Origin of the sequence: Polaribacter dokdonensis (assembly GCF_024362345.1) — a bacterium.
GTDB lineage: Bacteria > Bacteroidota > Bacteroidia > Flavobacteriales > Flavobacteriaceae > Polaribacter > Polaribacter dokdonensis.
Genome location: NZ_CP101505.1, coordinates 2,283,279 through 2,294,773 on the forward strand (window position 1 = coordinate 2,283,279; position 11,495 = coordinate 2,294,773).

An 11,495-nucleotide genomic window follows, 5' to 3' on the forward strand; every position below is an offset into this window, starting at 1 on the left:
ATGCAAAAACCTATAGAAATTTACAATCAGCAAAAAACTGAATTAGAGTACAAAGCAAATGGACTCAAAAAGAAACTTATTAATTTAGGTATTTTTCGGTTTGTAGTTTTTTTAATTACAGGGGTTTTGGTGTACTTAACTTCTACTGAATATCCTTTGGTTTTTATAATCGTTATTTTAGGTGTTTCTCTTTTTTCTATTTTGGTGATGAAATACCTTAACATAAAAAGAGAAAAAGCAATTATAGACAAAAAAATAGAGCTGAATTCAATAGAAATTGATGTTTTAAATCGCAAGTTTCATCACTTAGAAACTGGTAAAGAATTTGAAGATGTAACTCATTTTTATAGTAATGATATTGATTTATTTGGCAAAGGTTCTTTCTTTCAATATGTAAACAGAACAACAACTTTAGATGGTAAAAAAGAATTCGCAAACTTACTTACATCAAATTCTATTGAAACTGTTACAGACAAGCAAGATGCCATTAATGAGTTGGCTGATAAATTAAAATGGAGACAACATTTTTCTGCTTTGGCTAGTTTGTTTGCAGTAAAAGATACTTCAAAAACTATAATAAGTTGGGTTACAAATTATACTGCTGTTTTTGCTGCATATTTAGCAAAAATACAAGTTGGGTTTTCTGTAGTTTCTTTGGTTTTAATTGGCTTAATTTCTTTAGGTTTTTTATCATTTACTTACTTAACAGCATGGTTTTTTATAGGGTTATTTATTACTAGCAGATTTTTAAAGAAAACCAATAAATTATATTTAGATTCAGGTAAGGCAAAAGAAACTTTTAAGCAATATCATTTGTTGTTAAATGAAATTGAAAGCGAAACTTTTGTAGCTAAAAACTTAGTTGATAATCAAGCTATAATTGAATCAGAAAATAAAAAAGCTTCGACTATTTTTAAAGAATTTTCTAAAATTCTAGATGCTTTTGATAATAGAAACAACATCATTATTGCTGTACTTGGTAATGGTCTTTTTTTGTGGGATATTCTAAATGCTTGTAAGGTTGAAAAATGGATTGATAAGTACAAACACACTGTAGAAAATTGGTTTAAGGTGGTTGCTTATTTTGATGCTAGGAATTCATTAGCTAATTTTAAATTCAATCATCCAACTTTTGTGTTTCCAGAAATTACATCAAAAAAGGAAGTAATGAAAGCCACCAATTTAGGACATCCATTATTAAAGGCTGATAACAGAATTGATAATAATTTTAATATTGATGATGCTCAGTTTTTTATTGTAACTGGGGCAAATATGGCTGGAAAAAGTACGTTTTTAAGAACTGTTTCTTTAGCCATTGTTATGGCTAATTGTGGCTTGCCTGTTTGTGCAGAACGTTTTAGATATCACCCTATAAAATTGATAACTAGTATGCGTACTTCAGACTCTTTAACAGATGACGAATCTTATTTTTACTCAGAATTAAAACGTTTAAAATTTATTATTGATCAAATTAAAACAGAGAAATATTTTATCATTTTAGATGAAATACTAAAGGGAACAAATAGTAAGGATAAAGCTACAGGTTCTAAAAAGTTTGTCGAAAAATTATCAAAATCAAAATCAACAGGAATTATTGCTACTCATGATGTGAGTTTGTGTGAATTAGAGAATGAGTTTTCAGCAATTAAAAATTATTATTTTGATGCTGAAATTATCAATAACGAACTGCACTTTGATTACACCTTAAAAAACGGAATTTGCAAAAATATGAATGCTTCTTTTCTTCTAGAAAAAATGAAGATTGTTTAGTTTTTCCACTCTAAACTTTCCATCAGTTTTAAAATATCTTCTTTAATATATGCAACTGCTGGTAAAATAGAATCGTAGTTTGGCTTTGCATAAAAATATAAAGAGCCTTTTATGAAGTTATCTGTGCTGTCTGTGGCATGAAATTGTAAGTGAGAAGCTGCATTTCCTGTAATTTCATATAAACTTCCATAAACGCTGTTTTCATCATTTACAAAATCTCTTGGAATTATCTGCTCCGCTTTTACAGCATGTTTAAAAACTAACTTTTCTGCTTCAGTTAAGAGTTCTGCCAAGTTATTTTCTACAGGTCTGTAGGTAATATCTATAGATGCTTTTAAATTTGGGTATTTTATTTTTAACCAATTGTTTTTCTCGTTGATGATAATGCTTTGTGTAGGAATTTTAAATTGGTAAGGGCGCTTAACAGTAAGTTCTTTATATTGATTCTTTGGGTATTCTAAACTTAAATAACCTTTAGGTTTTGGTAATACATCATCTTTACAAGATGTGGTTATTGCTAAACTTAAAATTACTAATAAATAGCCTAAAAACCGATTATACATTTCTTGTTGCTTTAACTTGTTTTATGCGTTTTTTATCTAACGCTTCAATGGTAAACGTATAATTCTTAAAGTTTATTTTCTCTCCTTTTTTAGGAAACTTTCCAGAAATTTCTAAAATAAAACCAGCCAGTGTTTCACTTTCACCTTTTTCTTCTTCAAAAATTTCTTCATCTTCATCATCTAAAACTTTACAAAAATCTTTAATGGTGGTTTTGCCTTCGAATATGTAATTGTTTTCATCTATTTTAGAATATTGCAGGTCATCATCATCAAACTCATCATTAATATCACCAACAATTTCTTCTATAACGTCTTCTAAGGTTACTAAACCACTAGTTCCTCCATATTCATCTACCACAATTGCCAAATGATTTTTTCGGTCTCTAAAATCGTCTAACAAATCATCTAACTTTTTGTTTTCTGGCACAAAAAAAGCTTCTCTAAGTAAGGATTGCCATTTAAAATTCTTCTTGTTTAAATGTGCCAATAAATCTTTGGCATATAAAACACCAATAATGTTATCTATATTTTCTTTATAAACAGGATTTCTAGAATAGCCATTTTCGAGAATTTTACTTAGAACAACTTCATAATCTTCATCATCAGAAAGCGCAAAAATATCTATTCTTGGTTTCATAATTTGCACAGTTTCTGTGTTACCAAAATTTACGATTCCTTCTAAAATTTTCTGTTCATCTTTAGTTGTTGCTCCTTCAGAAGTTAGCTCTAGAGCTTGTGATAATGTTTCTACAGAAAAGTTAGAATTTTTATTTCCTAATTTTTTTTCTATAAATTTTGTTAAGGATATTAAAGGCAGTGTAAAAGGTGTTAAAATTACATTTACAACGTGTATAAATTTAGACATGTTTTTAGAAAAACGAAGCGCATTTCTAGATGCATATACTTTTGGTAATACCTCTCCAAACAATAAAATTAAAAAGGTAACAAGAACAATTTCTATTAAAAAGCGAATAGGAACTACAAATAAATATAAGTTAAGTTCATAATCAAAATTACCAAAAAGAGTTTCTGCCAAAGATGCAAATAACAACACAATAAGAATATTGATAAAGTTATTGGTTATTAAAATGGTTGCTAATAGTTTTCTAGGTCTTTCTAATAGAGTAACAATAATGTTGGTTTCTTTGCTTTCGTTAGAGAGTTCATTTAAATCGGTTTGCGAAAGTGAGAAAAAAGCAACTTCAGTACCAGATATTAATGCAGAGCTAATTAAAAGAAAAATAAGAGCAATTGCATTTATGCCTGTTATAAAATCAATTGATGAAAGTAGTAATATTAATGGTTCAGGATCTGGATCCAATTGTATGGTTTTTGATTAATTAAAATGGTAAATCGTCATTTTCTTCTTCAGCAACAGTGTTTTTAGCAGGAGCTGCTGGTGGTTCAGTTTGCTGTATGGTATTAGATGGTTCTGCATTTCTTTTAGTAGAAAGCATTGTCATTTCGTTTACTTGAACTTCTGTAGAGTAACGTTTTACTCCATCTTGTTCCCATTGTCTGTTTTTTAATTTACCTTCTACGTAAACTTTATCACCTTTAGTTAAATACTTTTCGCAAACTTTTGCAAGGCCATTTCTAACCACAATATTATGCCAATCTGTATTTGTAATTTTTTCTCCTGTTTGCTTGTTGGTATAACTTTCTGAAGTGGCAATAGGAAAACGACCTACACAATTTTGATCATCAAAATAATGCATCTTTACTTCATCACCTAAATTCCCTATTAATATAACTTTGTTAATTGTACCTGCCATAGCTTGTTTGTTTCTTACTCAAATGTACTAAAAAAAATGATTATTTTTTGGGTTTATACGCTTCAAGAAAATTAGCAATTAAAACTGGTACAGGAAAATTTTCGATTTCATTCCATAATATATCTGCAGCTTTTTGTTCGTCTGTTTCAATTACCCAAAACTGAGTATACAAATGCTGATGAGATAGTTTATGAACAATATCCTTTTTATTAAATAAGGAGATTGATACATCATTTTGGAAAAGTGTATTGAAATCTTCTGATGCTATTAATTCTTCTTTATTAAGAATCTTATTACTTTCAATTAATGGAAATTGATACAAACCCTGCCAAATACCTTTCCCTTTTCTTTCTGATAAAATCGTTTTATTTTCCTTTGTTTTTATTACAAGATAATTAAAGTAGCGTTTTTTAACTTTTATCTTTTTTTCTTTTACAGGTAAAACATCGATTAAATTCTTCTGCAGAGCCACACAACTTTCAGAAAATGGGCAGAACATGCAAAGAGGTTTTTTTGGTTTACATTGTATGGCACCAAAATCCATAATACCTTGGTTAAATGTACCAGGTTGCGTTTTATCTATTAAACTTTGTGCTAATTCTTTAAATTCTTTGATTCCCTTAGATGAATTAATTGGGGTGTCAATTCCAAAATATCTAGAAAGTACTCTATAAACATTTCCATCTACAACAGCTGTAGGTTCATTAAATGCTATAGATGCTATTGCAGATGCTGTATAATCACCAACTCCTTTTAGTTTTATAATATCTTTATATGTAGTAGGAAATTGCCCTCCATTTTCAAAAGCTATTTGTTTTGCAGAAAAATGTAAATTTCTGGCTCTGGAGTAATAACCTAAACCTTGCCACATTTTTAAAACGGTACTTTCATCTGCTTTTGCAAGATCAAAAACGGTAGGAAAATTGCTTGTAAATTTCAAGTAATAGTCTAAACCTTGAGCAACTCTTGTCTGCTGTAACATAATTTCTGATAACCAAATAAAATATGGATTTTTAGTTTTACGCCAAGGTAAATCTCTTTTGTTTTGTAAGTACCAGTAAATTAAAGTGTTAGAAAATTTCATTTTTAAAAAATAGATTTGCAATATTACATTTTAAAATTCACATAAATTTAAGTCTTTAAGTTTTCGGAATTGATTAATTATCATATATTTGCATCCGCATTTTTGAAACAAAATAATTAAGAATATAGTAAAAATAGAAACATGACGAAAGCAGATATCGTATCAAAAATTTCAGATAAATCAGGAATCGAAAAAACAGATGTTTTAGCAACAGTTGAAGCATTCATGACTGAAGTTAAGGATGCATTAGAAAATGGTGATAATGTTTATTTAAGAGGTTTTGGTAGTTTTATTATCAAAACAAGAGCAGAAAAAACTGGTAGAAATATTTCAAAGAATACTACTATTAAGATTCCAGCTCATAATATTCCAGCTTTTAAACCAGCTAAAACTTTTACAGAAGGTGTAAAAAATAAAGTAGCTGTTAAATAACAAAGTATTAATCTAAACCGTTAAAGGTTTGCAAAACACTAGAATTTATGCCAAGTGGTAAAAAAAGAAAGAGAGCAAAAATCTCTACGCACAAAAGAAAGAAAAGAGCTAGAGCTAATAGACACAAGAAAAAGTAAGCGTTTGCTTACTTTTTCGTTTATTGTTTAGCGAAAAAAAATTACAAGTTCATTGACATCGAGGTTACACAAACCTCAAATGGTATTATAAATACCTGACAATATTAATCCATCTGCACATTATTGTGCAGTGTTAAAACCAGTTCAGTATGAAAACAGAATTAATAATTCGTAGTAATTCATCTGATATTGATTTTGCCTTATTAAGAGATGGAAAACTTATTGAATTAAATAATGAAACAACTGATAACAAGTTCTCTGTTGGCGATATTTTTTTGGCCAAAATAGGAAAGGTGTTAACAGGTTTAAACGCTTCGTTTGTAAATGTTGGCTATCCAAAAGATGGTTTTTTACATTATCATGATTTAGGAGCGCAAGTAAACTCATTAAACTCATTCATTAAGAAAGTAAGCACAGGTAGGTATAAAGAATTCACTTTAAAAAACTTTCGAAAGGAAGAAGACATCAACAAAGACGGTAGTATTAAAGATGTACTAAAAACAGGGCAAAACCTGTTAGTACAAATTGTAAAAGAACCAATTTCTACAAAAGGACCCAGATTAAGTTCTGAATTGTCTATTGCAGGTAGATTTTTGGTCTTAGTTCCTTTTTCTAATAGAGTATCTGTATCTCAAAAAATTGAAGATCCTAAGGAAAAAGAACGTTTAAAAAGATTAGCGAAAAGCATTAAACCAAAAGGGTTTGGTGTTATTTTAAGAACTGTTGCAGAAGGTAAAAAAGTAGCAGAATTAGATAAAGATTTGCAAAATTCTTTAGATCGCTGGAAAACAATGTGTAAGAGAATACCTAACACAAACACTCCAACTAAAATTTTGAGCGAACTAAATAGAGCATCATCTATTCTAAGAGATGTTATGAATGAATCCTTCACAAATATTGTAACAAATGATGAAACTTTGAAAGTAGAAATAAAAGAATATTTACAGGAAATTTATCCTGAAAAGGAAAAAATTGTAAAGCTTCATAAATCTACAGTTCCAATTTTTGAAAAATATGGAATAGAAAGACAAATAAAGACATCGTTTGGAAAAACAGTTTCTATGAGCAAAGGTGCCTATTTAGTTATAGAGCATACAGAAGCTTTACACGTTATTGATGTTAATAGCGGAAACAGATCTAACAAAGCAGGTTCTCAAGAAGATACAGCATTAGAAGTAAACTTAATTTCTGCCACAGAAATTGCACGTCAATTACAATTGCGTGATATGGGTGGTATTATAGTAGTTGACTTTATTGATATGCATAAAGCTGAAAATAGAAATAAACTATTTCAGCATCTGAAAGAGCAAATGGCTTTAGATAGAACTAAACACAAAATTTTACCACCAACTAAATTTGGGTTAGTGCAAATTACAAGACAAAGGGTTAGACCTGAGTTAAGTATAAAAACTACCGAGCCAAATCCGAATAAAGATGGTCAAGTAGAAGCTCCTATTGTTTTATTAGATAAAATAGAGGCTGATTTAGAAAAATTCATTTCTAAATTAGAGCGCAGCAAATCAACCAATAAAAAGATTCAATTACATATTCATCCTTTTATTGCTGCTTATTTAACTAAAGGAGTAAATTCAGTACGTTTTAAGTGGTACTTAAAACACAAAAAGTGGATTACAATTATACCTAGAGACGCTTACACATATTTATATTATAAGTTTACTTCCGTAAAAGAAGAAGCTTAAAATATAATAAGGCAATAATTTTTTATCAAAAAACCCGCAACTTTTTAGTTGCGGGTTTTTCTATTTAATAAAACTAATGTTATTGTTTCTCTTTAATCAAATACATGTAAACAGGATAATGATCTGAATACCCACCTGTATAACCTCCGTAAGAAAAACTTCTAAATGGGTAGCCCTTAAACTGTCCTTTTCTGTTGGTTAAAAAACGCTTATTAAAAATCATGGCTTTAAACATTTTATAATCAGAAAAATCTTTTTTGCCCTTATCTAATAAAGGTGATGAGATTAAAATCATATCAAATAAATTTATATTGTCTCTATACCCTAATGTATTAAAACCTCTTCTATGTAAATCTTCATATGGGTTGTAAAAATCTAAATCACCAACCTCACTTTTATCACTTTTCGTCTTTAAAACTTCTTTAAAGCTTGAGTTTGTTGGGTCGTCATTAAAATCGCCCATAGTTATAATTTTAGCATTTGGCTCTTTCTCTCTTATCTGAGCAATAATTTTTGTGTTTTGATAAGCGGCTTTTTCACGTAAAGGTCTGCTTTTTGCTTCTCCACCACTTCTAGAAGGCCAATGATTTACAATAACATGAATCAATTCATCATCTAAATATCCAGAAACTAATAATTGATCTCTAGTATATACTTTGTATCCATTTCTATAAATGTTAGGGTTAAAGGCCTCATGATGTACAGGTTTAAAATATCTTTTTTGATAGAGTAAAGCAACATCAATTCCACGTTTGTCTGGAGAATCATAATGTATGATTCCATACCCTTTCTTGGCTAGGTTTTTAGATTTTACTAAATCTTCTAAAACGCTCAAATTTTCAACTTCAGATACACCTATTAATGCAGGAGATGTATTTGCTTTATCCTCACCAATCTGCTTAATAACGCTACCTAGCTTATCAATTTTATCCCAATACACTTTTGATCTATTCGATTTTAGCTCCATCATTGGGCTAGCTTCATCATTAATAGTAGTATCGTTAATAGTATCGAATAGGTTTTCTAAGTTGTAGAAAGCAATAGTTCTAATATTGTATTGTTTACCTTTTTTTTGAGCTTGTGCAGTAAAAGCTACCATAAAAAGTAGCATTAAAAAAGATAGTGTATTTTTCATTTCTTTAAGTTTTTTGCAATATTATAAAACAAATTGGATGCCAAAAATTATATAATGTTATTTTAACATTAGGGTTTCTTAAAATATGTTAATTTTGCGCCAAATTAATATTTAATATTATTTAAATTTAAAAAAAAATTTATGAAACAAACTGTTTTAACAGTATTAATGTTTTGCTGCTTTATTATTGGGTTGCAGGCACAAAATACTGTAAAAGGAATTGTTGTTGATGGCGATTCTGAAAAACCTTTAAAAGATGTTTCTGTTACTGTAAGCAAAAACAGTGCTTACGTTGTAAAAACTAACCAAAATGGTGTTTTTACTTTAGAAAAACTAAGTAATGGTAGCTACATCTTACAAATTAAATTAGAGGGTTATGAAGCTCAAAATTTTCCTGTTGAACTTTCTGGTAACTCTATTGATTTAGGAACAATTTTATTATATAAAGATTTTTCTATAGATCAAGATTTAAGTCTTATTACAATTACAGACGATGAATTAAATGATGATGCAAGTGCAGCAGATAATATTGCTGGTTTATTGCAAGCAACTAGAGATATTTATTTAAGAACGGCTGCTTTTGAATTCAGTTCTTCTTTCTTTAGAATTAAAGGTTTAGATTCTGGTAATGGTAAAGTGCTTATTAACGGAATTGAAATGAACAAGTTGTATGATGGAAGAGCTCAATGGAGCAATTGGGGTGGTTTAAATGACGTTTTAAGAAATCAAGAATTTAGTAATGGATTATCACCATCTAACTATACATTTGGTGGTGTTTTAGGTTCTACAAATATAGATACAAGAGCATCTGAGCAAAGAGCAGGTACTCGTATTTCTTACTCTTCATCTAACAGAAGTTATGTGCACAGAGTTATGGCTACACATTCTACAGGAACTTTAGAAGGTGGTTGGTCTATGACTTTTTCTGGGAGTAGAAGAAGTGGTTTAGAAGGTTTTAATGAAGGTACAACTTACAATGCTTATTCATTATTTGCTTCTATAGAAAAGAAAATAAACGATAATCACAGTTTGAATTTCACATCAATCTTTACACCAAACAGAAGAGGTAAATCATCTCCAAATACACAAGAGGTATTTGATTTAAAGGGGATTAAATACAATGATTATTGGGGATATTTAAACGATAGAAAAGTAAACTCAAGAATTAAAGAAGTAGAAGAGCCAATCATTATGCTAAACCATTATTGGGACATGAATGATAAAACTTCGCTACAAACAAACATTGCTTATCAGTTTGGAAAAATTGGTAACAGTCGTTTAGATTTTAATGGAGGTGCAAACCCTAGTCCTACTTACTATCAATATTTACCAAGTTTCTTTGAAAGAAATGATGATTTAGAAGGCGCTTATGAAGCAAGAGAGCGTTTTCAAAACGATGGTCAATTAGATTGGAATAGAATTTTTGATGCAAATATTACAAATAGAGCAGCTGGTTTAAACAATGCCTATGTTTTGTATGAGGATAGAAATGATGATAAACAACTAACAGTTAACTCAATTTTAAATTCAGAATTAACAGATAATATCACTCTAAATGCAAAGTTAGAATACAAAAGATTACGTTCTCATAGTTTTGCAGAGGTTATAGATTTGTTGGGAGGTACAGGTTATTTAGACATAAATCCTTTCGCAGATACTATGGATGCTATGCAAAATAACTTATTAGACCCTAATAGAATTGTAGGTGTTGGAGATACATTTAGATACAACTACAAACTAAATTCTGATGTAATTGGCGCTTTTACACAAGCACAATTTAAATACAATAAAGTAGATTTTTATGGAGCAGTAAATGTTACAAGAACTACACATCAAAGAGAAGGTTTATATCAAAATGGGCGTTTTGTAAACAACTCATTAGGTTTATCTGATAAGATAGATTTTACAAACTATGGTTTAAAAGCTGGTGCAACTTACAAGATTACTGGTCGTCATTTAATTGATGCTAATGTTGCCTACATGACACAGGCACCTACTATTAGAAACTCTTTTTCTAACTCAAGAGAAAACAATACAATTGTAGAAGATTTACAGAGCGAAAAAGTTTTCTCTACAGACTTAAGTTACATTGTTAGAAGTCCAATTATTACATCAAGGTTAACTGCATATTATACAAATGTACAAGATGCAACTGAAATTTCTTTTTACTTCGCAGATGGTGTTGGAGGAGATAATACAGCTTTTGTACAAGAGGTTTTATCTGGTATAGAAAGAAATCATATAGGTTTAGAATTAGGTATAGAAGCACAAGTTACTTCAACTATTAAATTAAAAGGTGCAGCTTCAATTGGGCAATTTACTTATGGTAATAATCCAGATTTATACTTAACATCAGATGTTGCAGACAATGGAGGTTTTGATAGCAACTTTAGATCTAAAAACTACGTAGCTTTATTAGAAAACTACAAATTAGCTTCAGGACCACAAAACGCATACTCTGTAGGTTTTGAGTATAGAGACCCAGATTATTGGTGGATTGGAGCAACAACCAACTTCTTTACAAATACATATGTAGATGTAGCACCATTAACAAGATCTGCCAATTTCTATGAAGATGCAGATGGCTTACCATTTAGCGATTACGATCCAGAATTAGCAAGAGAATTATTACAACAAGAAAAGTTTGATGACTATATGGTTGTAAACTTAATTGGAGGTAAATCTTGGAAAATAGGAGATAAGTTTGTTAGTGTTTTTGCAACAGTAAATAACTTATTTGGAGAAGAATACAAATCAGGTGGATTTGAGCAAGGAAGAAACGCAAACTTCAGACAATTAAGAGATGATAAAGCGTTAGATACTCCAGTTTTTGGAAACAAATATTGGTATGGTAGAGGTACAACGTACTTTTTAAATGTGAACTTAAGATTTTAATGAT

Annotated in this window: 9 protein-coding genes; 4 read left to right on the forward strand and 5 right to left on the reverse strand. The window is 29.7% G+C overall.

Translation table 11 applies throughout. The features are described 5' to 3' along the window. Complete coding sequence (locus LPB302_RS10205; protein WP_053973646.1) at positions 1-1,770, forward strand: MutS-related protein; 1,770 nt, start codon at positions 1-3, stop codon at positions 1,768-1,770. Here the strand turns inward: LPB302_RS10205 and gldD are convergent. From gldD to mutY, 4 genes are read right to left on the reverse strand one after another with little or no spacing between them, the layout of a single operon-like run. After that, positions 1,767-2,333: a gliding motility lipoprotein GldD gene (gene gldD / locus LPB302_RS10210; protein ID WP_053973645.1), complete on the reverse strand. Its 567-nt coding sequence runs from the start codon at positions 2,331-2,333 to the stop codon at positions 1,767-1,769. The two genes, LPB302_RS10205 and gldD, sit on opposite strands and share 4 nt — an antisense overlap. Then, positions 2,326-3,654, reverse strand: coding sequence for a gliding motility-associated protein GldE (gene gldE, locus LPB302_RS10215; protein ID WP_053973644.1), 1,329 nt, complete (start codon positions 3,652-3,654; stop codon positions 2,326-2,328). The genes gldD and gldE overlap by 8 nt, the downstream gene beginning before the upstream one ends. Positions 3,655-3,673: 19 nt before the next feature. After that, on the reverse strand, positions 3,674-4,108 hold the full coding sequence (locus LPB302_RS10220) for a single-stranded DNA-binding protein (RefSeq protein WP_053973643.1): 435 nt from the start codon (positions 4,106-4,108) through the stop codon (positions 3,674-3,676). Between the two features lie 40 nt (positions 4,109-4,148). Continuing rightward, positions 4,149-5,192, reverse strand: a complete 1,044-nt coding sequence (mutY, locus tag LPB302_RS10225) for an A/G-specific adenine glycosylase (protein ID WP_053973642.1) — start codon at positions 5,190-5,192, stop codon at positions 4,149-4,151. Positions 5,193-5,333: 141 nt separating this feature from the next. Between mutY and LPB302_RS10230 the strand changes: the two genes are divergently transcribed. Next, entirely contained in the window at positions 5,334-5,624 is a 291-nt protein-coding gene (locus LPB302_RS10230; protein ID WP_015481675.1) for an HU family DNA-binding protein, read from the forward strand. Positions 5,625-5,910: 286 nt separating this feature from the next. After that, the gene (locus tag LPB302_RS10235) at positions 5,911-7,461 is read left to right on the forward strand and encodes an Rne/Rng family ribonuclease (protein WP_053973641.1); all 1,551 of its coding nucleotides are present in this window, start codon (positions 5,911-5,913) and stop codon (positions 7,459-7,461) included. Positions 7,462-7,540: 79 nt separating this feature from the next. Here the strand turns inward: LPB302_RS10235 and LPB302_RS10240 are convergent, their stop codons facing one another. Continuing rightward, positions 7,541-8,596 (reverse strand): endonuclease/exonuclease/phosphatase family protein, encoded by a 1,056-nt coding sequence (locus LPB302_RS10240; RefSeq protein ID WP_053973640.1) that lies wholly within the window; start codon positions 8,594-8,596, stop codon positions 7,541-7,543. A gap of 141 nt (positions 8,597-8,737) precedes the next feature. Here LPB302_RS10240 and LPB302_RS10245 point away from each other — a divergent pair, with 141 nt between their 5' ends. Beyond that, on the forward strand, positions 8,738-11,491 hold the full coding sequence (locus LPB302_RS10245) for a carboxypeptidase-like regulatory domain-containing protein (protein ID WP_053973639.1): 2,754 nt from the start codon (positions 8,738-8,740) through the stop codon (positions 11,489-11,491). The last annotated feature ends 4 nt before the right edge of the window (positions 11,492-11,495 follow it).

What these genes read in the sequence shown, in the direction of transcription:
- LPB302_RS10205 (WP_053973646.1), top strand. Translation starts at nt 1, where the DNA reads ATGCAAAAACCTATAGAAATTTACAATCAGCAAAAAACTGAATTAGAG.
- LPB302_RS10235 (WP_053973641.1), top strand. Translation starts at nt 5,911, where the DNA reads ATGAAAACAGAATTAATAATTCGTAGTAATTCATCTGATATTGATTTT.
- gldD (WP_053973645.1), bottom strand. Translation starts at nt 2,333, where the DNA reads ATGTATAATCGGTTTTTAGGCTATTTATTAGTAATTTTAAGTTTAGCA.
- LPB302_RS10220 (WP_053973643.1), bottom strand. Translation starts at nt 4,108, where the DNA reads ATGGCAGGTACAATTAACAAAGTTATATTAATAGGGAATTTAGGTGAT.
- LPB302_RS10230 (WP_015481675.1), top strand. Translation starts at nt 5,334, where the DNA reads ATGACGAAAGCAGATATCGTATCAAAAATTTCAGATAAATCAGGAATC.
- mutY (WP_053973642.1), bottom strand. Translation starts at nt 5,192, where the DNA reads ATGAAATTTTCTAACACTTTAATTTACTGGTACTTACAAAACAAAAGA.
- LPB302_RS10245 (WP_053973639.1), top strand. Translation starts at nt 8,738, where the DNA reads ATGAAACAAACTGTTTTAACAGTATTAATGTTTTGCTGCTTTATTATT.
- LPB302_RS10240 (WP_053973640.1), bottom strand. Translation starts at nt 8,596, where the DNA reads ATGAAAAATACACTATCTTTTTTAATGCTACTTTTTATGGTAGCTTTT.